The organism is Frigoribacterium sp. 2-23 (assembly GCF_049601585.1).
In the GTDB taxonomy this organism is placed as follows: Bacteria; Actinomycetota; Actinomycetes; order Actinomycetales; family Microbacteriaceae; genus Frigoribacterium.
In genome coordinates, this window is the sequence record NZ_CP187126.1 from 1,955,013 (window position 1) to 1,975,959 (window position 20,947).

Annotated in this window: 22 protein-coding genes; 11 read left to right on the forward strand and 11 right to left on the reverse strand. The window is 72.3% G+C overall.

Annotated features, from left to right (window positions below; translation table 11 throughout):
* Window positions 1-29: 29 nt before the first annotated feature.
* Together ACPEEZ_RS09180 and ACPEEZ_RS09185 are read right to left on the reverse strand one after the other, a co-directional pair.
* Window positions 30-971 (reverse strand): siderophore-interacting protein, encoded by a 942-nt coding sequence (locus ACPEEZ_RS09180; RefSeq protein WP_423917803.1) that lies wholly within the window; start codon window positions 969-971, stop codon window positions 30-32.
* A 98-nt stretch (window positions 972-1,069) separates the two neighbouring features.
* On the reverse strand, window positions 1,070-1,501 hold the full coding sequence (locus ACPEEZ_RS09185; RefSeq protein WP_423917806.1) for an SIP domain-containing protein: 432 nt from the start codon (window positions 1,499-1,501) through the stop codon (window positions 1,070-1,072).
* A 182-nt stretch (window positions 1,502-1,683) separates the two neighbouring features.
* On the opposite strand from ACPEEZ_RS09185, the gene ACPEEZ_RS09190 reads away from it, so the two are divergent.
* From ACPEEZ_RS09190 to ACPEEZ_RS09210, 5 genes are read left to right on the forward strand one after another with little or no spacing between them, the layout of a single operon-like run.
* Window positions 1,684-3,189, forward strand: a complete 1,506-nt coding sequence (locus ACPEEZ_RS09190) for an ABC transporter substrate-binding protein (RefSeq protein ID WP_423917808.1) — start codon at window positions 1,684-1,686, stop codon at window positions 3,187-3,189.
* A complete protein-coding gene (locus ACPEEZ_RS09195; RefSeq protein WP_423917811.1) occupies window positions 3,186-4,139 on the forward strand; it encodes an ABC transporter permease in 954 nt (317 codons plus the stop codon). Before ACPEEZ_RS09190 ends, ACPEEZ_RS09195 begins: the two co-directional genes overlap by 4 nt.
* Entirely contained in the window at window positions 4,136-5,059 is a 924-nt protein-coding gene (locus ACPEEZ_RS09200) for an ABC transporter permease (RefSeq protein ID WP_423917813.1), read from the forward strand. Before ACPEEZ_RS09195 ends, ACPEEZ_RS09200 begins: the two co-directional genes overlap by 4 nt.
* Entirely contained in the window at window positions 5,056-5,862 is an 807-nt protein-coding gene (locus ACPEEZ_RS09205; protein ID WP_423917816.1) for an ABC transporter ATP-binding protein, read from the forward strand. Before ACPEEZ_RS09200 ends, ACPEEZ_RS09205 begins: the two co-directional genes overlap by 4 nt.
* On the forward strand, window positions 5,862-6,647 hold the full coding sequence (locus tag ACPEEZ_RS09210; RefSeq protein WP_423917819.1) for an ABC transporter ATP-binding protein: 786 nt from the start codon (window positions 5,862-5,864) through the stop codon (window positions 6,645-6,647). Before ACPEEZ_RS09205 ends, ACPEEZ_RS09210 begins: the two co-directional genes overlap by 1 nt.
* Before the next feature lie 139 nt (window positions 6,648-6,786).
* On the opposite strand, the gene ACPEEZ_RS09215 is transcribed toward ACPEEZ_RS09210, so the two are convergent.
* Window positions 6,787-8,211 carry an amidase gene (locus ACPEEZ_RS09215; protein WP_423917822.1) on the reverse strand — a complete coding sequence of 475 codons (1,425 nt, stop codon included), beginning with the start codon at window positions 8,209-8,211 and terminating at the stop codon, window positions 6,787-6,789.
* Between the two features lie 161 nt (window positions 8,212-8,372).
* Here ACPEEZ_RS09215 and ACPEEZ_RS09220 point away from each other — a divergent pair, with 161 nt between their 5' ends.
* The 4 genes from ACPEEZ_RS09220 to ACPEEZ_RS09235 all read left to right on the forward strand — a co-directional run bounded on the left by ACPEEZ_RS09220 (window position 8,373) and on the right by ACPEEZ_RS09235 (window position 12,116).
* On the forward strand, window positions 8,373-9,380 hold the full coding sequence (locus ACPEEZ_RS09220; RefSeq protein WP_423917825.1) for a hypothetical protein: 1,008 nt from the start codon (window positions 8,373-8,375) through the stop codon (window positions 9,378-9,380).
* 103 nt (window positions 9,381-9,483) lie between these two features.
* Entirely contained in the window at window positions 9,484-10,746 is a 1,263-nt protein-coding gene (locus tag ACPEEZ_RS09225; protein ID WP_423917828.1) for a chaplin family protein, read from the forward strand.
* Window positions 10,747-11,073: 327 nt separating this feature from the next.
* Window positions 11,074-11,412 (forward strand): DMT family transporter, encoded by a 339-nt coding sequence (locus ACPEEZ_RS09230; protein WP_423917831.1) that lies wholly within the window; start codon window positions 11,074-11,076, stop codon window positions 11,410-11,412.
* Window positions 11,409-12,116: a TetR/AcrR family transcriptional regulator gene (locus ACPEEZ_RS09235; RefSeq protein WP_423917833.1), complete on the forward strand. Its 708-nt coding sequence runs from the start codon at window positions 11,409-11,411 to the stop codon at window positions 12,114-12,116. The genes ACPEEZ_RS09230 and ACPEEZ_RS09235 overlap by 4 nt, the downstream gene beginning before the upstream one ends.
* On the opposite strand, the gene ACPEEZ_RS09240 is transcribed toward ACPEEZ_RS09235, so the two are convergent.
* The 4 genes from ACPEEZ_RS09240 to ACPEEZ_RS09255 all read right to left on the reverse strand — a co-directional run bounded on the left by ACPEEZ_RS09240 (window position 12,070) and on the right by ACPEEZ_RS09255 (window position 14,744).
* Window positions 12,070-12,672 carry an N-acetyltransferase family protein gene (locus ACPEEZ_RS09240; RefSeq protein ID WP_423917836.1) on the reverse strand — a complete coding sequence of 201 codons (603 nt, stop codon included), beginning with the start codon at window positions 12,670-12,672 and terminating at the stop codon, window positions 12,070-12,072. The two genes, ACPEEZ_RS09235 and ACPEEZ_RS09240, sit on opposite strands and share 47 nt — an antisense overlap.
* Window positions 12,673-12,775: 103 nt before the next feature.
* Window positions 12,776-13,468 (reverse strand): uracil-DNA glycosylase, encoded by a 693-nt coding sequence (locus ACPEEZ_RS09245; RefSeq protein ID WP_423917838.1) that lies wholly within the window; start codon window positions 13,466-13,468, stop codon window positions 12,776-12,778.
* Window positions 13,465-14,208, reverse strand: coding sequence for a Type 1 glutamine amidotransferase-like domain-containing protein (locus tag ACPEEZ_RS09250; protein WP_423917841.1), 744 nt, complete (start codon window positions 14,206-14,208; stop codon window positions 13,465-13,467). Before ACPEEZ_RS09250 ends, ACPEEZ_RS09245 begins: the two co-directional genes overlap by 4 nt.
* Complete coding sequence (locus tag ACPEEZ_RS09255; RefSeq protein WP_423917844.1) at window positions 14,205-14,744, reverse strand: phosphoribosyltransferase; 540 nt, start codon at window positions 14,742-14,744, stop codon at window positions 14,205-14,207. The genes ACPEEZ_RS09250 and ACPEEZ_RS09255 overlap by 4 nt, the downstream gene beginning before the upstream one ends.
* A gap of 115 nt (window positions 14,745-14,859) precedes the next feature.
* Between ACPEEZ_RS09255 and ACPEEZ_RS09260 the strand changes: the two genes are divergently transcribed.
* The gene (locus tag ACPEEZ_RS09260; protein WP_423917847.1) at window positions 14,860-15,447 is read left to right on the forward strand and encodes a hypothetical protein; all 588 of its coding nucleotides are present in this window, start codon (window positions 14,860-14,862) and stop codon (window positions 15,445-15,447) included.
* Window positions 15,448-15,566: 119 nt separating this feature from the next.
* A complete protein-coding gene (locus ACPEEZ_RS09265) occupies window positions 15,567-15,929 on the forward strand; it encodes a hypothetical protein (protein ID WP_423917850.1) in 363 nt (120 codons plus the stop codon).
* Here the strand turns inward: ACPEEZ_RS09265 and ACPEEZ_RS09270 are convergent.
* Genes ACPEEZ_RS09270 through ACPEEZ_RS09285 form a run of 4 tightly spaced genes read right to left on the reverse strand, consistent with a single transcriptional unit; the run spans window position 15,887 to window position 20,392 of the window.
* On the reverse strand, window positions 15,887-17,206 hold the full coding sequence (locus ACPEEZ_RS09270) for a hypothetical protein (protein WP_423917853.1): 1,320 nt from the start codon (window positions 17,204-17,206) through the stop codon (window positions 15,887-15,889). The two genes, ACPEEZ_RS09265 and ACPEEZ_RS09270, sit on opposite strands and share 43 nt — an antisense overlap.
* Window positions 17,203-18,537: a glycosyltransferase family 2 protein gene (locus tag ACPEEZ_RS09275; RefSeq protein WP_423917856.1), complete on the reverse strand. Its 1,335-nt coding sequence runs from the start codon at window positions 18,535-18,537 to the stop codon at window positions 17,203-17,205. The genes ACPEEZ_RS09270 and ACPEEZ_RS09275 overlap by 4 nt, the downstream gene beginning before the upstream one ends.
* A complete protein-coding gene (locus tag ACPEEZ_RS09280; protein WP_423917861.1) occupies window positions 18,534-19,535 on the reverse strand; it encodes a glycosyltransferase in 1,002 nt (333 codons plus the stop codon). Before ACPEEZ_RS09280 ends, ACPEEZ_RS09275 begins: the two co-directional genes overlap by 4 nt.
* Complete coding sequence (locus tag ACPEEZ_RS09285) at window positions 19,532-20,392, reverse strand: glycosyltransferase family 2 protein (protein ID WP_423917864.1); 861 nt, start codon at window positions 20,390-20,392, stop codon at window positions 19,532-19,534. Before ACPEEZ_RS09285 ends, ACPEEZ_RS09280 begins: the two co-directional genes overlap by 4 nt.
* Window positions 20,393-20,947 lie beyond the last annotated feature (555 nt).

Genomic DNA, 20,947 nt, shown 5'->3' on the forward strand with positions numbered 1-20,947 from the left:
ACCGCACACGCGCGAGGCCGCAGGGTCGCTCAGTTCTCGGAGCGGCCCTGTCGCCAGTAGCCCATGAACGCGACCTGGCGGCGATCGATGCCCACCTCGCTCACCAGGAATCGGCGCAGGGTCTTGATGGCCCCCGCCTCCCCGGCGAACCAGGCGTAAAAGTCGCCCTCGATCGCCGAACCGTGTCGGTCGGCCCCGGCCGGCACGTCCCAGAGGATGTCGTGGTCGACGTCCACGTCGACGACGTCGACACCACGGTGCCAGGCGGCGACGTACCGAGCCGTCCAGGCCCGGACGGCCGCGATGACCTCGTCTCCGTACGCCGCGCCGGTGCGCTCTCGCGGGATCCAGTGCACGTCGACGCCGACAGGCGCGTTCACGTCCAGTTCGTCCTGTGCCGTGGGCACCTCGATGAAGACGCATCCGCGCGCATCGCGGGGCAGCTGCTCGAGGATGGCGCAGATCGCGGGCGCCGCCGTCTCGTCCCCGGCGAGCAGCACCGTCGACGCGGTGCCCGGGTTCCACTCGACCCCGCCGCCCGCGAGCCCGCTCGTCGCGTCCGGCCCGATCAGCATCAGTTCGTCGCCCACCCGCGCCGACGAGACCCACGCCGACGCCGGCCCGGCATCACCGTGCACGACGAAGTCGACGTCGACCTCGTCGAGGTGCCGCCGGATGGCCCGGGCGGTGTAGGTGCGGAGGGTGTTGCGCTCGTGGTCGGGCAGATCGCGCCAGGCGGGCCACCACTCCCCCTGCGGGAAGGTCTCGTACCCGGTGCCGTCGATCGGCAGCACGACCTTGAGGCGCTGGTCGTAGCCGATGTCGGCGAAGTCGCCCAGGTCGTCGCCCGTGAACGTGATGCGCACGAAGGACGGTGACAACCGACGGACCCGGGCGACCCGCACGCGATACGGCCGGTTCGAGGGCTTCGCTCGAACGGCGGTCTCAGCGGCGCGGGTCGTGGTGAGCATGCCCTAAGTATGGCATGCCTTACCTAATCCCAGCCTGCTCGTCTCGAGAGACGCTCGACATCGAGAGAGTGGAGCGAGACCCGACCAGGAGGCGCGGGTCAGGCGACGGGGTGGGCCGCGTCGGTCGACAACAGGGAGCGCAGATCGTGCCGCAGGTCGTACGCGAACGACATCGGGCCGCCGATCCAGACCACGTGCTCGCCCGTGGCGAGATCGGCCGGCTCGAGGTACATCTCGGCGAGCCACGCGCGCACGGCGCGCTCGAGGGCGACGCCTGGCGTGCAGAGACGGCCCGAGCCGGGCGCACCCGACCGGCGGTCTCGGGCGAGCCAGGTGACCGTCACCCGACCGGGAGACACGAGCGGCACGATGTCGTCGGCCGACTCGACCTCGACGAAGACCTGTCCGCGCGCGCAGATCGGCAGGGAGGACAGCAGGGCCTGCATCGTGGCCAGGGAGGAGGCGTCACCCGCGAAGAGCACGCGCGTCGCGTCGTGCTGGAGGGGCGGGTTCGGGTAGTCGAGCAGCATGTCACTCCCAATATAGGTTTGCCTTACCTCATCCGCCACCTCTGGACCTGTTTCCCAGCCGGTTGACGGCCGCGGAACGGAGCCCAGCGACCGCGACGCGACGCCGGATGTCACGGCCTCGCGCCTCCTCGTCGTCCAGCCCGTAGGCTTCTGGTCGTCGTCGTACCCGAAAGGACACCCGCATGCGTTCCCGGAGACTCCTCGCCGTGCTCGGCGCCGCCGTCGCCACCCTCCTCGTGGCGTCCGGCTGCACGTCGGACTCGGGCCCCGACGGCTCGGACTCGAACGGCGCCGGTGCCACCGTGACCGTGGGTCTCGTCCTCGAGCCGACCGATCTCGACATCCGCAAGACGAGCGGCATCGCCCTCGACCAGGTGCTCATCGACAACGTCTACCAGGGGCTCGTGGGCCGCACGCAGGACAACGACATCGTCGACGTGCTGGCCTCGAGCCACACGGTCAGCGCCGACGGCCTCACGTACACGTTCACGCTGCACGACGGCGTCACGTTCAGCGACGGCGCCGCCCTGACGGCGCAGGACGTCGTCTGGTCGCTGCAGCAGGTGAAGGACGGCGAGGGCGTACCCGGGCACGACGATCTCGCGGCCGTACAGACGATATCGTCGCCGGACGCCTCGACCGTCGTGCTCACCCTCTCGCAGCCCGACTCGGCGCTGCTGTTCGGTCTCACGGGTCGTGCCGGGCTCGTCCTCGAACAGGCCGCGACCAACGACCGCGCGACCACGGCGATCGGCACGGGTCCGTTCACGCTGACGAGCTGGAAGCAGGGCGACAACCTGCAATTGACCCGCAACGACTCGTACTGGGGCGACAAGGCGAAGGTCGGCAAGGTCGTCTTCCGGTACATCCCCGACCCGTCCGCCGCCATCAACGCCATGGTCTCCGGCGACGTCGACGTGCAGACGTCCGTCGACGCGACCCTGCGCAGCCAGCTCGACGGCCTGCAGGGCGTGACCGTCGACACGGGCAAGACGACCGACAAGTACACGCTCGCCTTCAACAACGCGAAGGCGCCGTTCACGGACGAGCGCGTGCGCGAGGCGATCCGACGCGCGATCGACCACAAGGCGCTGATCAAGGCCGTCGGCGGCTCGGCCGTGCAGCAGGGCGGCCCCATCCCCGAGCTCGACCCGGGCTACAGCGATCTCACGGCCATCGACTCCTACGACCCGGGCAAGGCCAAGGAACTGCTCGCCGAGGCCGGGCAGACGAACCTGACGCTGACCCTGAAGTACGCGAACGTCTACCCGGCGGCCATCGGCGACGTGCTCACCTCGCAGTTCAAGGCCGTCGGCATCACGCTGAAGGTCGAGCAGGTCGACTTCCCCACCTGGCTGTCGGACGTGTTCAAGAACAAGGACTTCGAGCTCAGCATGGTCAACCACGCCGAGACGCACGACTTCAGCAACTGGGCCAACCCCGCCTACTACTGGGGCTACGACAACGCCGACGTTCAGCGTCTCTACGCCGAGTCGCTCGCCGCGACCGACCCGAAGGCGGCCGACGCGAAGCTGGCGGAAGCGGCCGAGATCGTCTCGAAGGACGCCCCGGCCGACTGGCTCTACACGACCACCGTGCTGACCGCCGTCCGCGACGGGATCACCGGGTTCCCGACCTCGTCGACGACGGCCCGGCTCAACCTCGCGAAACTGGCCACGACGGAGTGATCCGGTTCGCCCTCGGGCGCCTCGTCCTGCTCGTCCTGGGTCTCGTGGTCGCCAGCGCCCTCGTCTTCTTCACCCTGCGCCTCCTGCCGGGTGACGTGGCGCAGGTGATCGCAGGCTCCGACGGCACGCCCGCCCAGGTGGCGGCCCTGCGCGACCAGCTCGGTCTCGACCGACCCGTCGCCCTGCAGTACCTGGACTGGATCGGCGGACTCGTGCGCGGCGACCTGGGCCGCTCGCTCATCACGGGGACGCCCGTCATCGACGAGCTCGCGCAGAAGCTCACCGTGACACTCCCCCTGGCCGGGCTGTCGCTGCTCATCGGACTCGCCATCGGTGTGCCGCTCGGTGTCGTGTCGGCGCTGCGGCACCGCCGCGCCACGGGTGTCACCATCAGCGTGGTCGCGCAGCTGCTCGCGGCCGTGCCCGCGGTCTGGGCCGGCATGCTGCTGATCGCCTCCGTGGCGGTCACCCTCGGTCTGCTGCCGACGCAGGGGTTCCCCATCGACGGCTGGGCGGAGCCGGGCAGGGCGATCCGATCGCTCGTGCTGCCGGCCGTGACCATCGGCGTCATCGAGGGGGCCGTGCTGCTGCGGTTCACCCGGTCGGCTGCGCTCGGCGCCCTGGGTGAGGACTACGTCCGCGCCGCCGCGGCCAAGGGCATGACCCGCACCCGCGCCCTCGTCACCCACGGCCTGCCGAACGTGATGCTCAGCGTCGTGTCGGTGCTGGGCATCCAGATCGCCGGGCTGCTCGTCGGCGCCGTCGTCATCGAGCAGTTGTTCTCGCTGCCGGGTGTCGGCCGCATGCTCGTCGCCGACGTCGGGCGTCGCGACCTGACGAAGGTGCAGGGCGAGCTGATGGCACTGACGGGCCTCGTGCTCGTGCTCGGCTTCGTCGTCGACCTCGTGCACCGGTCGATCGACCCCCGATTGCGGGAGCGTGCCTCGTGACGCGCGGCTCCTGGTTCGGCGAGCTGATCCGTCGCCCGTACGGCGCGTTCGGCCTCGGCTGGCTCGCGCTGATCGTGCTGAGCGCGGCCGTCAGCCTCGTCTGGACACCGCACGACCCGTTCGCCGCCGACCCGTACGACTCGTGGCTCGGCCCCTCGGGCGCCCACCTGTTCGGCACGGACTCCGTCGGTCGCGACATCTTCAGCTACGTCTTCTCGGCGACCCGAACCACCGTGATCGTGGCCGCGGCCTCGGGTGCCACAGCGCTCGTCGTCGGCGTCGCGCTCTCGGCGCTCGGTGCCCTCACCGGCCGGTGGTTGCGCGAGTCGACGGCCGTGCTGCTAGACATCCTGATCGCGTTCCCGACCGTGTTGATCGCCATGGCCCTCGCTGCCGTCTTCGGCGGCTCCCTCGTCGTGGTCGTCGTCAGCGTCGGTATCGCCTACGGCGTCAACATCGCCCGGGTGTCCCGGGGCGAGATCCGCCGCGTGGCGCGCACCGACTACGTGCTGGCCGCGCGCGCGAACGGTCTCGGGTCCGCCGCCGTGCTCCGCCGACACGTCCTGCCGAACACCGCGCCGACGTTCGTCGTGCAGCTGTCGCTGTCGATGGCGACGTCGATCCTGGCCGAGGCGGGGCTGTCCTTCCTCGGGTACGGAGCCCCCGCCTCCGTCGCGTCCTGGGGCCGCCTGCTGAGCGACCTGCAGCGCTTCATCGGCGTACACCCGTGGAGTGCCGTCTGGCCGGGGCTCGCCATCACCCTGACGGTGCTCGCGTTCAACCTGCTCGGCGATGCGCTCCGCGAGGCCACCGACCCGCGCCTCCGGTCGTCGGGGCGTCGCCCGGCCGCCGAGGCCCCCCGGCCCGGCCGCCCCGGCGCGGATGACGCCGGCCGCACGACACCGGGAGTGACCGCATGAGCCTCCGCATCACCGATCTCGTGATCGAGATCGCCGGACGCCGGATCGTCGACGGCCTGAGCCTCGACGTGCCCGACGGCGGGCGGTTCGGTCTGATCGGCGAGTCGGGGTCGGGCAAGTCGATGACGACGCTGGCCGTGCTGGGGCTGCTCCCCGAGGAGGCGCGGGTCAGCGGCAGCATCGTGCTCGACGGTCGTGAGCTGACAGGGCTGTCCGATCGCGAGATGGCCGGCATCCGCGGCCGTCTGGTCGGCACCGTCTTCCAGGACCCGTCGACCTCGCTAAACCCGATCCAGACCGTCGGCCGCCAGATCGCGGAGCCGCTGCGGCTGCACCACGGACCGTCGACGCACGGCCCCTCCACGCACGGCCTGTCGAAGAAGGAGGCGCGAGCGCGAGCGATCGAAGCCGCCGCCGAGGTCGGGCTGCCCGACCCCGAGACCCTGGTCGACCGTTACCCGCACGAGTTGTCGGGCGGCCAACGTCAGCGCGTCGTCATCGCGACGGCTCTCATCACGCGCCCCGCGCTGTTGCTCGCGGACGAGCCGACCACGGCGCTCGACGTCACGACGCAGGCCGACGTGCTGGCACTCTTCCGCCGCCTCGTCGACGAGCTCGGCATCGCGCTCGTCTTCGTGACCCACGACCTGGCCGTGCTCGCCCAGGTGGCCGACCGGGCCGCCGTCCTGTCGCACGGCACCGTGGTCGAGCGGGGCACCGTCGACGATCTGCTGCACCGGCCGGAGCACCCCGTGACGCGGGGCCTCGTGGCCGCTGCCCGCGCCACGACCTGGAGGCCCTGATGACGGCACTGCTCTCGGGCCGCGGGCTCACCCGCACGTTCACGCTGCCGCGCCGCTCGCCGTTCGTCCCGGGTGAGACGCGCCGCGCGCTCGTCGACGCCGACCTCGACGTGGCGGCCGGCGAGAGCGTCGCCCTGATCGGCGAGAGCGGGTCGGGCAAGTCCACGCTCGTGCGACTGCTGCTCGCCCTCGACGCGCCGACGTCCGGCGTCGTGGAGTTCGACGGGCGACCCGTCGTCGCGGGTGGACGCGCGGCGTCCCTGCGCTGGTTCCGGCGGCAGACCGGTGTCGTGCTGCAGGACCCGTACAGCTCTCTCGACCCACGGATGCGCGTGGGCGCGATCGTCGCGGAGCCCCTGCGCTATCTAGGAGTCGAGGGAGACCACCCCGCGCTCGTCGCCGAGGTGCTCGAGCGCGTCGGCTTGTCGGCGCAGGACGTCGACGCCTACCCGCACGAGTTCAGCGGCGGCCAGCGGCAGCGCATCGCGCTCGCGCGAGCGATCGTGCACCGGCCGCGGCTGCTCGTCGGCGACGAACCGATGAGCGCCCTCGACGTCACCGTGCGCGCGCAGATCCTCGACCTGTTGCGCGAGCTGCGCAGCGATCTCGGGCTCTCGATGCTGATCGTCTCGCACGACATCGGGCTGGTGCAGCACCTCGCCGACCGCGTGGCCGTGCTCAAGGACGGCACCATCGTCGAGCAGGGCGCCACCGACGACGTGCTCCGTCGGCCGCGACACGACTACACGCGGTCGCTCGTCGCCGCGGTGCCGACGCTGGACTGACCGGGCCGACCCGCGCCTCCCGGGCCGACCCGCGCCTCCCGGGGTTTCCCGAAAACCCCGTTGCGGAAGGAGAACACGGTTCGATCGGGGTTCTTCTTCCGCAACGGGGTTCGGGGCGGGCTCGCCGCGCCGCGTCCGCCTACCAGCCGGCCGGGTGCCGCCGTTGCCAGCGCAACCGGCGTTCGAGCTGGGCTCCGAGGGCGAGCAGCACGTCCTCGCGGCCCGGTCGCCCGATGAGCTGGACGCCGACGGGCAGACCGTCCACCTCGGCGACCGGCAGCGTGATGGCGGGCAAGCCGGCGACGTTGACGAACGACGTGAACGGCGAGTACAGGCACTGCTGCTCGAAGTTGCGCTCGGGGTCGACCGGGTCGTGCCAGCCGACGGGCCGCGGCATCAGCGCGAGTGTCGGCGTCATAACGGCGTCGAACGCGTCGAACCGGTCGATGACCGCCCGTTCGAACCCCGTCAGACCCGCGAGCGTCGCCGCCAGCTCGCGAGCGCCGATCTCGCGACCCCGCGCCACCAGCCAGGCGGTGATCGGCTCGAGCCGGGCGAACTCCTCGGGGGTATCGGCCGGGATGCCCGCCGCACCGGCCTGCCAGAGGGTCTTGAACAGCCGCGGGTAGTCGGACTCGGGCATCGTTGTCTCGTCGACCCCGTGCCCCATCGTGGCCAGCAGATCCGCGGTGTCGCGGAGCACGGTGGCGATGCGTGGATCGATCTCGATGTCGAACGCGTCGTCCCACGGGCTCGTCGTCATGACGGCCAGCTGGAACCGCCCCTCCCCCCGCACGGCCGTTCCGAGGTAGGCGCCGTCGGGCGACTCCGGAGCCCGCAGCGCGTGGTGGTGGCGGGGCGGCAGGCCGTCGGGCGAGATCATGGCGTCGAGCAGCAGCGCGGCGTCCGCGACGGTCCGCGCGATCGGGCCGCCGACCGACAGCCCGCCGAGACTCGTCGCCCCTGACTGGGCCGGCACGCGCCCTCGGGACGGCTTCAGCCCGACGAGCCCGCAGGCCGCGGCCGGGATGCGGATCGAGCCGCCCCCGTCCGACCCCGGGGCGAACGGCAGCATCCCGGCGGCGACCGCGGCCGCAGCGCCTCCGCTCGAGCCGCCCGCGCCGAGGGCGACGTCGTAGGGATTGCGGGTCGGCGGACCGATGGTCGTCTCGGTGTAGCCCGTGAGACCGAACTCGGGCGTCGCCGTCTTGCCGAGGCTGACGGCGCCGGCCTCGTCGAGCACGTCGACGATCTCCGAGGAGGCGCGGGGCACGCGGCCGCCGAACAGTCGCGACCCCGACCACGTGGGCACCCCGGCACGGTCGGACAGGTCCTTGTCGGCCGACGTCAGACCCCACAGCGGTGCCGTCGACCGACCCGCCGCCTCGAGGGCCGCCGCCCGGTCATGGGCCGCCTCAGGAGTCACGGTGACGAAGGCACCCACGTCACCGTCGAGCAGGTCGATGCGGGCGAGGTAATGGTCGACGAACTCGGTCGGGGTGGCCTCGCCGCGGCGCAGCCAGTCCCATTGCTCGTGGGCCGTGAGGTGGTGGAGTTCGAACACACGCCGAGCCTAACTGGGGGACAATTCCTCAATTCTTCTGGATTTCGGAGGTGGGCAGGCGTAGACCTGTCTTCACACCGGGGCCGACCACTCCGGCGCCGGGTCAACCACCCGGCGGTCGACGACGACGGGGCATGACCGTGGATCAGACGGATGAGGCGATGACAGGGCCGACCGCCCTGCGGACCGCCTTGCGCCTCCTCGTCATCTCCGGCCTGATCGCCGCCGCCTGGATTCTGCTGACGTTCGTCACGTCGTCCCCCTCGGCCTCCGCGGCCGAGGGCGCTCCGGCGCAACCGTCGTTGTTGGGCGGGGTCACGGCTGCCGTCGGCGATACCGTGGGTGCCCTCGACTCCCCCGTGGCCGACGTCGGCCACACCGCCGGAGGCGCGGTGCAGGCCGTCACGGACGCCGCGACACGGGTCACCGCCCCCGTGCCCGTCGTGGCTCCGGTCGTCCAGGCCGTCGCCCCCGTGGTCCCTCGGGCCGTCGAGCAGGTCGCCGTCACCGCGCCCGTCAGCCACGTGGTCGCACCCGTCGCACAGACCGTGGACCACGTCGTGGCCGCCGTGCCGGTCGTGTCGGCCGTGACCGGGTCGGCCCCCGTCGGGACCGTCACGGCACCGGTGGCCCAGGTCGTCGATTCGGCCATCGTGGCGACCGCCGAAGCGTCGACCACGCCCGTGACGACTCCGAGCGTCCCCGTCGTGACCACTCCGCCGAGCGGCTCGTCCGCCCCGGCGGAAGTCCCGGCAGCCGGCATCGCGGCGGGCGACGCGAGTGCGGCAGCGGATGCCGATGCATCGCTGTCGACCTCCGCGCAGCCGGTCGACTCCGACACGATCGCCCTGCTGCGCGAGGCGATGGCGGACGGTTTCGGCGCTTCGACGGCGACGACGGGCTACGGCTCGGCCAACGGCTCGGCCCTCGCGACGCCCGCCGAGTACCCGGCGCAGCCGGGGCAGCCCGGGCACGACGTGCCCGCGGGCCCCGTGTCGGCGACGCCCGGTGGCTCGGCGGCTTCTGCGGGCGCATCGGGTGGGGCCGGCGCGGCCGACTCGACCCGCGCCTCCTTGCTTCCCGGTCTCGCCGTCTCGGCGAGCGCCGCGGACCGCGACGACGATCTGCCGTCGACGCCGACCTTCGAGACCGACTCCTCCCCCGACTGACGGTGGCACGGCCGCCTCGCCGAGCGCTCTGCTCGCGGCGGCACACGTGCTCGTCCCGCATCCATCCGATGCGGTCACACCGTTATCGATCTAGGAGTTCGTCATGAACAAGTACGTCTCGAGAGGGCTCATGGGAGCGCTCTTCGTCGGGGGCATCTGGGCCCTCGGAACCACGGCCGCCCAGGCCGACACCCTCACCGGCGGCGACGACGGCCTGCTGTCGGGCAGTCAGGTCGTGGCCGCGGTCGAGGCACCCGTCTCGGCCCTCGGCAACGCGGTCAGCGTGATCGGCGACTCGTCGAGCACGGCGGCCGCGCCCGCTGCCGCGCCGGCTGCACCTGCCGCACCTGCTGCACCTGCCGCACCTGCCGTCCCTGTCACCTCGGGTGACGACGCGATCCTGTCGGGAACGCAGGGCCTCGTCTCCGTCGCCGTTCCGGTGACGGTCCGCGATACGGCCGTCTCGGTCCTCGGCGACGCCGCCAGCACGGCGAGTGCGCCGGCCGCGCCTGCGACCGAGGCCGCCCCCGCTCCCGCCGCACCGACACCCGCACCGAGCACGTCGGGAGACGGTTCGGTGCTCGGCGGCTCGCAGGCCCTCGTCGATGTCGCCGTGCCGGTCACGGTCGGCGGCAACGCGATGAGCGTGCTCGGCGACTCGTCCAGCACCGGGTCCTCGACCACGACACCCACCGGCACCGCGCCGGCGAACGGCACGACCGGCACCCCCGTCACGAACGGTGACGACGGCATCGCGAGCGGAACACAGGTCGTCCCGGTCGTGGGCCTGCCCGTCACGGTCGGCGGCAACGCGATCTCCGTGCTGGGCGACTCGTCGAGCACGGGTTCGACGTCGGGTACCACCGCAACCCCGGCGGTCGGGCCGGTTCAGGGCCCGACCACCGGCGGCGACGACAGCCTGCTCGGAGGCACCCAGATCGTGCCGGTGATCCAGCTGCCGATCGACCTGGGCGGCAACGCCGTGTCGGTCGTCGGCGACAGCACGGTGACCACGCCGACCACGCCGACGACGCCGGTCACGCCGGTCACGCCGACCGACCCGACGACACCCGTCACCCCGGTCGACCCGGGAACCCCGGTGACACCCGTCACCCCGGTCACCCCTGTCGACCCCGGCACCCCGGCCACACCCGACCGGGGCACGACCGGCGTCACGGGCGTGCTCGGTGGCACCGTGAGCCTGGCCGCCGCAGGTGACCGCTCCGTCCTGGCAGCGGCCGCCTCCGGACACTCGCTCGCCTACACCGGGAGCGACACCGGCCTCCCTCTGGTCGCCGCCGTCCTCGCCCTCCTGGCCGGTCTCGGCCTCCTGATCACGAGCCGCCGTCGAGGTGCGCTCCGCTGATCCGCACGATCCGCCGCCCTGACGGCGGACCGCCTCCGGGCGGGACGATGCACCGCCGACCATCGACGCGATGGCCAGCGGTGCATCGTCGCGCCCGGACGTTCGCGCGAGTGGACAGAAAAAGCGGGTCGAGGCCCGCCGCACCCCGGACGACCGCCCGCTCGCGTGTCGTGGTGCCGGGCGCGGGGCCGACCCGCGACTCCTCGTCCCCACGAATGGGCGGCTGGGGCAGCCAGACTTCGGACATTCTGGTACATTTGTCCCATTCGCGCTCCCTCGGCCGCACAGTCCGTGCCCGGGATCGTCGCGCGTCCCCCAGGAGTCGTCATGGGCTATCTCTTCCTCGCACTCGCGATCGTCGGCGAGGTCGTCGCGACCAGCTTCCTCAAGGTCACGAGCGGGCCCGACGCCCGCTGGTGGCACTACGGCATCGTCGTCGCGGGCTACGGCTTCGCGTTCACGATGCTGGCGCAGTCGCTCGGCAAGGGCGTCCCCCTCGGCATCGCGTACGCCGTGTGGGCCGGCGTCGGCGTCGTCCTGGTCGCCCTCATCAGCTGGCTCGTCTTCAAGGAGCCGCTCACCCTCGTGCAGCTCGGCGGCATCGTGCTCGTCATCGGCGGCGTCACCATGCTCGAGCTCGGCGGGCGGCACGAGGCCGCGGCGTGACGCGAGCCCCGAGACCGGCAGCCTCGACGACCCCGACCCCCGCAGCCCCAGGCCCCGGCACGACACCCAAGGGCGAGGCTCGGCGGCAGGCCCTGGTCGCCGCCGTCCTCCGGGTCCTCGAACGCGGCGGTCCGAACGCCGTCACGCATCGGGCCGTCGCCGAGGAGGCGCGGCTCCCCCTCGCCGCCGCCACCTACTACTTCGCGAGTCGCGACGACATGCTGGCCACCGCCCTCCGGGTCTCGGCCCGGCACTGGACGTCCACCATCGACGCGATCGACACGCCGACGCGGCGCGATCTCGCCGCCCTGCTCGTCCGCTACACCGGCACCGATCGAGCGGCCGCGCTCGCGCAATACGAGCTGCTCTTCGCCGCCATGCGCACCCCCGCCCTGCGCGACAGCGCCGACACGTGGTACTCGTCCCTGGACGCCCTGCTCGAACGGCTGGGCGTCGGCGCCGAGGTCCGCTCGACCGCGGCCCTCGCCCTGGACGGCCTCGTCCTGCGCATGCTGTGGCGCGGCGACCCCGCCGACGTCGATCAGACCGACGCTCTGCTCGAGACGCTGATCGGCGATGCCCTCGGGCCGTCCGAGCCCAGGCCTTCCGAGCCCAGGCCTTCCGAGCTCGGGCCGCCCCGGCCCGGGCCTTCCGAGCTCAGGCCTTCCGGACGGGGCGACGCTTCTTCAACGACTTCTGCATGAGCACCGTGCCGAGCCACCGGCCGAACTTGAACCCGACGCGTCCCATGCGCCCCGACTCGACGAACCCGAACGACTCGTGCAGACGGATCGACGCGTCCGCGCCCTTGTCGGCGATCACCGCGATCATCTCGCGGATGCCTTTGTCGCGGGCACGCTCGATCAGGGCGTCGAGCAGCGCCCGACCGAGCCCCTTGCCGGTCGACGCCGGTCGGAGGTAGATCGAGCTCTCGACCGTGAACCGGTACGCGGCCTTCGACCGCCACGGCGCCGCGAGGGCGTAACCGAGCACTTCCCCGGCCGGGTTGACCGCGACGAGGAAGGGCATGTCGAGCTTCTCGCCACGGGCGAACTTGGCGCGCCACTCGGCGAGCGTCATCGCGTCCTCGTCGAACGTGACCGTCGAGTTGGCGACGTAGTGGTTGTAGATCTCGCGGACGTACGGGAGATCGGCCCGGGTCGCGTCACGGATCTCGAACGCGAACGGAGGCTCCTCCGGCGCGGGCGGCTGCAGGCGGCGCGGCAGACGGCGGCGCGGTTGGTATTCCTCCTCGAGCATCGCTCCACCATGCCACGTCGCGCGTCCGTCGCCCCACGGCGCGACGGCTCGACCCCGGATCGCCCGAGGACGGCGCGGGGATCGCGCTCCAGTCAGGCCGGCGTCAGGCCGACGGGAGCGCCCATTCGACGGGCTCGCCACCTTGCTCGACCAGCAGGGCGTTCGCGCGGCTGAACGGCTTCGACCCGAAGAATCCGCGTGAGGCGGACAACGGGCTGGGGTGGGCCGACTGCACCGTCGGGACGTCACCGAGCATCGGCGTCAGCGACGCCGCGTCGCGACCCCACAGGATGGCGACGAGAGGCCCGCCCCGCGCGACCAGCGCCTCGATCGCGCACTGCGTCACGGGTTCCCAGCCCTTGCCCCGGTGCGACGCGGTCTCCCCCGGGCGGACGGTCAGCACCCGGTTCAGCAGCATGACGCCGTGCTCGGACCACGCCGTGAGGTCGCCGTGCTCGACGACCGGGACGCCGAGATCGTCGTGCAGCTCGCGATAGATGTTCGCCAGGCTCCGCGGCACGGGGCGGACACCGGGGTCGACCGCGAACGACAGGCCGATCGGGTGGCCGGGTGTCGGGTACGGGTCCTGCCCGACGATCAGCACGCGGACGTCGTCCATCGGGTACGTGAAGGCGCGCAGCACCAGGTCGCCGGCCGGCAGGTAGCCGCGGCCGGCGGCGACCTCGGAGCGCAAGTAGTCGCCCATGTCGGCGATGCGATCGGCGACGGGCGCGAGCGCGGCCGCCCAACTCGGGTGGATCAGGTCGGTGAGGGGGTGTGGCGACGCGGAGGTCACTCGACACCCAGCGTGCCGACGGACACGCCCACGATGTCGCCGTCCTCGTCGAGCTGCGGTTCGACGCGCCAGACGCTGCCGGACCCCAGCACGGCGAGCGCGCCGTCCCCCACGACCAGCGCCGTGCCCTCGTCGATGGCGACGCCGCCGCGGACGAGTCCGGCCTCCGTCGCCGCGATCAGGCGCGTGAGGGTGCCCCACTGGGCGGCGTGCACGTCGATGGCGAGATCGACGAGACCGAGGCCGTCGGCGAGGGTGACCTCGTCGAGGTCCTCGCTCGCGTCCTCAGGGCAGACCTGCACGTCGCCGATCAGCCAGCCGCCGAGCACGGCCCGGTCGGCCGCGATCATGGCGCCGGCCGAGAAGCCGAGATACGGGAGCCCGTCACTGACCAGGAGGCGCACCTGGTCGATCAACGGAGCCACCGCCTCCAGATACGCCGGGGTCAGGCCGCCGGCGATCAGCAGGCCGTCGATGTCGTTCAGCACGGTCGTCGAGAACGACGAACCGGCCTCGACGACGGTGACGCGGGCGTCGCACCGACCACCGGTCGCGAGCATCGCGGGGAAGCCGTCTCGGAACTCGTCCGAGGGGACGTCGCCCGCCGTGACGATCAGCACGGCGATGCGGGGGACGTCGCGCCCCACGGCCGCGCCGCGGACGGCCGCCTCGGAGACGAACAGGTCGTACAGCTCGGGCTCGTCGGTCGGCGAACCGCCGCCGACGAGGTGGATGCTCATCGGCCGGCGCCGGTCTCGTCGGCCGTGACCGGGGGCAGGGCGCTCCACGGGAAGGTGATCCACTGCGACGTGCGCTTCCAGACGAAGTCGGGCTCGAGGATGGTGCGCGGCTTGCTGTAGAGGCAGACGGTGCGCACCTCCGAGGCGACCTCGAGCAGCAGGTCGCGGACGAGGGCGAGCGTGCGCCCGGAGTCGGATACATCGTCGACGACGAGCACGCGCTTGCTGGCGAGCGCCGGTGCGTCGAGCGTGGGAGGCAGGAGCACGGGCTCCGGCAGACGCTCGTCGACCCCGGTGTAGAACTCGACGTTGATCGAGCCGCACATCTTCGTGCCGAGCGCGTACGAAATCGCGCCGGCGAGCAGCAACCCGCCCCGGGCGACCGCGACGACGACGTCGGGGGTGAAGTCGCCGGCGACGACGTCGCTCGCGAGGTGGCGCGAGGCCTCGCCGAACTCGAGCCAGCCGAGCACTTCACGGTCGTCGGACACCGCGGCTCCGGTCGGCGAGGTCGGGTCGTCGGGTGTGGAAACCATGCGCACAACCGTAGTGCCTCCGGGCCGACCGCTCACCTCGGGCCGACGGCCCCCCGAGCGCACCGTCCGGCGACGACCGTCGCCGGGTACGGTCGTGTCGAGACGAAGGAGGCGCGTGAGACGACCAAGGGCGACCCAGGACGAGCGCGAGGCCGTCACGCGCGCCGCCGATGAGGGGCTGCTCATCATCGACTCGGCCCTCGTCGTCGCGGTCGCCAACCGGATCATCCTCCGGGCCCTGGGCGACGCCGAGGCGTTCGACCAGGCCGTCGCCGAGGAGGCGGTGGCCGACGAGCTCCGTCGGCTCGCGGACGAACAGGCGGAGCAGGCGCGACGCATGGCGCGCCTCCGTCGCCGGACGCACCGGTCGTACGGTCAATCACGCCATCAGTTCGATTACCGGACCGACGACATCGGCGCCCTGACGCTCCGGGAGAAGACCGCCGCCTCCCTCGCCCGCACCCTGCGGCAACGACAGCACGACGCGGCCTTCCGGACGAGAGTCGTCGACGCGGCCCGCGCTCGCGCCTGGGACGACGTCGGGTCGACCGTCGTGGATCGGATCGGCTACGCGGCCCGCCCGACGGCCGACTACGACGAGGGGCGTGAGGAGCGTCTCCGCGCTCTCCGTGAGATCGACCTCGCCGATCTGCTCGGCGCCGCCCCCGAGCACGACGCAGACGCGGACTCCCCTCGGGACTGACCTCGCCCGCTGTCCACCCGGGGTGACTTCCAGCCCGATTCGAGGTCATTTAGCGCAGTCACGCACACGGCGGCCGATCTGTTCTCTTACAGTCGGAGCGTTATACGAGGGGGGAACACATGACGATGAGGACCTGGCTGCTCGGCAGCGTGATGTTCGGCAGCGCGGCCGTCTGGGCCGCGGTGTCGAGCGACGTCAGTCCGTACACGGTCGTGAGCGTGGGGGCGCTCGTCGGGGCAGCGGGCGCCTGTTCGCTGGTCGCGTGGTTGACCGACCGGGGCGCCCGGCGGACGCGGGTGGTCGACATCCGTCCGCGCGAGCAGCGCCACGACGTCGAGGCGGCCGGCCTCGACGTGGCCCGCCTCGAGGTGACCGGCCTCGAGGTCTCGGGCGTCGACACCGGCGTCCGTCTCGAGACCGAGACCGACGCCGCGGCCCGTCAGGCCGTCTCGGCCGATCGCCAGACGACCGACGGCTGGTAGCCGGCGTCCGCAGCGAGCAGGGAGAGCGGGTCGGCGATCGCCCTCGTGACCGCGCGTTCGATCGTCTCGCGGTCGAACACGTTGTCGTTGAAGGTGACACTGGCCTGGACGGCGCCGTCGATCACGGCGATCTGGGCGGCGACGGACTCCGGGCCCATCGGGTGCACGAGGTAGACGGCCTGTGCGGGGCGTCCGTCCCGTCGCCACGGCAGCTGCTGCAGGGCACGGGTCAGCCCCATGTTGCTGACCACGACGTGCGCCCGCGCATGGGCGGGTGCGCTGTCGGTCGTGCCCCGCGGGATCAGCCCGAGGGCCTCCTTGGCGGCGCCGGCCAGCAGGGCCGCCAGCGGCCGCCCCGATTCGACGGTCTCATGGATGCTGTTCTCCACGGCGCCCAGGTCGTCTCCGCCGTCGACGGGGATACCGGTCACGAAGTTCCCGGTGGTCTCGACGCCCGCGGGCAGGTAGCGCCGCACGTCGTAGACCATCTCGCTCATCGGGTCGAGGCGGATGCCGACCTCGGCCAGCGATCGACGCAGGGCGACGATGACGGCCGCGCCGAACGACGGAGCCCCGTCCTGGGCACGCAGCCAGGCCCGGAACTCGCGGTAGTCCTGACGGGTCCCCTGCGCCCAGACGACGCTCGAGGACGGGCACCAGGGCACGAGCGGGCGCTCGGCGGAGGTGCGGGGCAGGTTGTCCGGGTCGATGACGCGCCGCGCGCGCAACAGGCGGGCGATCTGGCCCGGGTGCCGCAGGAAGGTGGCGACCACCCCGGCGGCGAGAGGCCGCCGGGCGCTGGACACGGTCAACCAGGACGGCATGTCGCCCCCGGTGGCCAGCGCGATGAGCGCGCCCGGCAGCCCGGTCGTGTACCTCGCATCGACCAGCTGGTGGTCGTAGATCGTGATGAGCCGGTCGCCCACGACGACGATGCGGAGGGGCAGGTCGGGGTCGATCTCGGCCACCATGCGCTCGGCGTACGTCGTCGACGACAGACCGTCGTCGGCGTCCCGCTCGACCACCATGCGGTCGCACCGGGCCCGGAGGGCCTGCGGGTCGTAGCGCCAGTCGTGACCGTCGGGCGTCCCGACCAGGCCGAGCCGCGCCTCCGGGCCGAGCGACATGATCCGGTACAGCGCCTCGACGAGCGCGTCGCGCGGCGGCAGCTCGAGCGGGCCGATCACGCCGATCACGTGACCGCCCCGGGCCAGCCGGTCGACGGCCGCGATGGGCAGGTGCACGACCGGGCGCGGTGGGCGCCGCGGCGTGCTCATCGCCGACCGCCGACGGGTTCGACGGCGCGGCGCGCGGGGCGACGGCCTGCCGGGATGAGCCCGGCGCCGTCCCAGCGCTGGCGCAGGTAGAGCAGCGGCCCGCGGAGGACGCTCATCCGCTCGTGCCGACCGACCCGCGCGACCTCCCCGGCCCAGTCGACGCGCGGCTGACCGGCGGCCTCCGACGCGATGACCGACGGGATGTCCCCGTCGTCCTTGGCGAACAGGTGTCGGAGCGCCCGCGGCGCCCTCCGCAGCGCGAGGGCCAGCGTGCCCGGGTCGAGCGCGATCTTCGTGAGCCACGCACCGAGACCGGTGCCGTAACCGGTCGCCTGCGTGCGCAGCGCGGCGAGGTCGGACCGGTGGCGGTGCCACACGACGGCGGACGGTTCGACGACCAGGGCGTGCCCCGCGAACAGGACGCGGGTGAAGATGTCGAGGTCTTCTCCCCCACCGGTGCGCGTGCCGACGCCGAACGCCGTGTCGAACCCGCCCAGCGCGATCACGTCGTCGCGGCGGAGGGCGAAGTTCGCCCCGGTGCCGAACGCGCCGACGGAGAACGGGAAGAGAGGAAGGTCATCGGGGCGATCGGCGAGCCGGAAGACCCGCGTCGTCACGTTCTTCGACCACGAGACGCGGTCGTCGAAGTAGCTCTGGACGGCCGTCCTGATCTCGCCGCTCGGCACGAGGCCGGAGACGCAGACGACGTCCGCGCCGTGGGCGAAACCACTCACGATGCCGCGCAGCCACTCGCGGTCGACGACCACGTCGTCGTCCGTGAAGGCGACGATCTCGCCCGTGGCGGCGAGCAGGCCGGTGTTGCGGGCACTCGAGAGGCCGGGCTTGGGCTCGGACACGAGTCGGACGCGCTCGTCGTCGAACTCGGCGGCGACGAGGTCGCGGGTGTCGCTCGTGGCGGCGGCGTTGTCGACGACGATCACGTCGAAGGCCGGATAGTCGAGGGCGAGCACCGAGGTGAGCGCCCCGCGGAGCTGCTCGGCCCGGTCACGTGTGCAGAGCACGACCGTGACGGCCGGAAGGACGAGCGAGTCGGCCGCGGCGACGGGCGTCGGCAGCGTCAGCGTCTCGGCACGGACCAGATCGGCGGGAACGTGGCCCGCGACCACCGGGACCTCGATGAAGCCGAGCACGTCCCGGCCTCGGCGCACGAGCAGCCGGGCGGCCCGGTACCCGTCGCAGTCGTCGAGGACGACGTCGTCGACCCCGGATCGCGCGAGGTCGTCGATGTCGATCGCGCCGACCCAGAGGGCCCCGCCCCAGGTGGGTCGCTCGGGGCTCGTCATGGGCCGGGCGACGTGCAGCGCGGTCATGACGCACCACCCGAGAGCACGCCGTCGAGGGCCTCGCGCTGGGCGGCCACGTCGAGGGTGGACAACCGGGCCCGACGGAGGCTGCCCACGGCGTAGCCGAGGACGGTACCGGCGACCGTGGTGACGATCGCGAGGGCGCGACCCGCGCCTCCTCGTCCGGTCCGGCCGAGTTCGCGGAGCACGGCCTTCGGCAGGACGGTGGTGAGGTAGCTCGCCTCGGACGACAGCGAGTCGCCGCGGCCGAGCTGGTTGCTCAACGCCGCCTTCGACACGCCCTCGTAGAAGCTGCGTCGACGGAGGTAGCCCCAGGTCACGCGGGGCTCCGACACGTGGTGCCGCACGACCGCGCGAGGCTCGAGCACGATGCGTGCGGAGGCATCGGCCTGGCGGATTCGGATGCACATCTCCGTCTCCTCGCAGCCGAGGGGGATGGTGCCGACCCGACCGGTGTCGGGGTTGAAGGCGCCGACCGAGAGGATCGCCTCGCGCCGGAAGGCCATCGAGCAGCCGATCACGTTGCGGACGTCGCTCGTGCTCGTCGGGAGTCCGTCGTGGCTGCAGCCGACGATCCAGAGCAGCTCGGCCGGGTACATGCCCGGTGTCGTGCCGGCGGCGACGCTGTCGGGCCAGACGGGCACGGCACGACCGCCGACACCCGCCACCGCCGGGTCGGAGAAGGGCTGGAGCAGGAAGGTCAGCCACGAGCGATCCGCCGTCGCGTCGTCGTCGAGGAACGCGATGATCTCGCCGGAGGCAATCTTGACGCCGGTGTTGCGCGCGCCGGACAACCCCTGGGTGAACTCGTTCGCGACGACGACGCGGTCGGGCCACCGGGTCCGCGACCGTTCGAGCAGCGCCGGGTTGTGGTCGATCACGAGCACCACCTCGGGAGCCTCCGGGAGTCCGATGACGGACTCGACGGAGGCCTCGAGGTCGCCCCAGCGATCGAGGGTGTAGGCGCAGACGACGACGGAGATCCCGGCGACGGGAGCGGTCACGCCACGTCCCGGGCAGCGCCCTGGGCGGCGACCGAGGCCGTGTCGACGGGCTGCGGGGTGCCCGACAGCTCGACGGCCTCGCGGATCGACGTCCGGAGCCGCATGGCGGCGGACGGACGGCGGCGACGCTCGTCGAGGATGGTCCGCAGCACGCGGAACCCGTCCCGGATGGCGTTGAGGTTGCTGGCACCGTGGATGCGCAGCTTCTCGACGCTCGGCACCTCGACGATGTCGTACCCGAGAGCCGCGGTGCGGCAGTTCAGGATGGTCTCGATCTCGAAGCCGTCACCGTGGTGCATCTGACCGTCGGCACGCTCGGGGAGGTGCGTGGCCGGCAGGTCGAGACTCGGCACGATGCGCGTCCAGAAGGCGTTGTAGCCGTAGCAGAGGTCCGTGTAGGACGTGCCGAGAAGCCGGTTGGTCAGCCAGTTCAGGCCCCAGTTGCCGAGACCGCGGAACTTCGTGATGTCGTCGCTGCCGCCGCCGTGGATGAACCGGCTGCCCTTGGCGACGTCGGCGCCCGCCACGAGCACCTCGACGAAGCGCGGGATCTCGGCCGGATCGGCGGAGCCGTCCGCGTCGAACATCACGATGATGTCGCCCGTGGCGGCCTCGAAGCCGCAGGCCAGGGCGTTGCCCTTGCCGCGACGGGTCTGGTGCACGACGCGGATGTCGGGCATCACGCGGCGAGCGGCCTCGACCGTGTCGTCGATGGAGTGTCCGTCCACGAGGATGACCTCGTGCACCGGGGGGAGCATGGGCAGGACGATCTCAAGGTTTCGTGCCTCGTTACGAGCCGGAACGACGATGCTGATCCGGGGGTGCGCGGTTTCGGGCAGGGGGAAGCGCGGGTTCATGGGTGTCCTTGCTAGGGGTAAGCGAACTGGCAAAGGATGGTGCGGTGAAGCCCGTCGGTCACGAGTTTCGGGTTCGTGACGTGGGGCTGGGCGGATGACGTTCCAGATTCGGGTCGGAACGTCTCGCCGTCGGGTGAGAGTCAAGATACGCCGAACGGGCCCCGGCGCAACACCCCCCACGGCCGCGTGTCCGTCGCCACTCGCCCGTTGCCGCCCGCCGCTCGCTCGACGTCCCGGAATACTCCCGCGCTGCGACGACGACCCTGGGCGGGGACAGCCCGTGTCCCCCGAACGACGGACGGTCAGCCACCCCTCGGACGGGCGCCCCGAGGCCCGCTCGGGCAAGTAGGCTCGACCCGGCGCCTAGGGCGTCGACCGGCACCCCTCGAGCACCGATGCAGAAAGGCGACACGTGTCGCGAATCGCACCCGGCGAACAGCGAGTCTGCGCATGCGGCCACGCCCCCGAAGCCCACGAGCACTACCGACGCGGCACGGATTGTGCCCTCTGCGGCAAGGACGAATGCCCTCGATTCAGACCCGTGAAAGCGTCCGC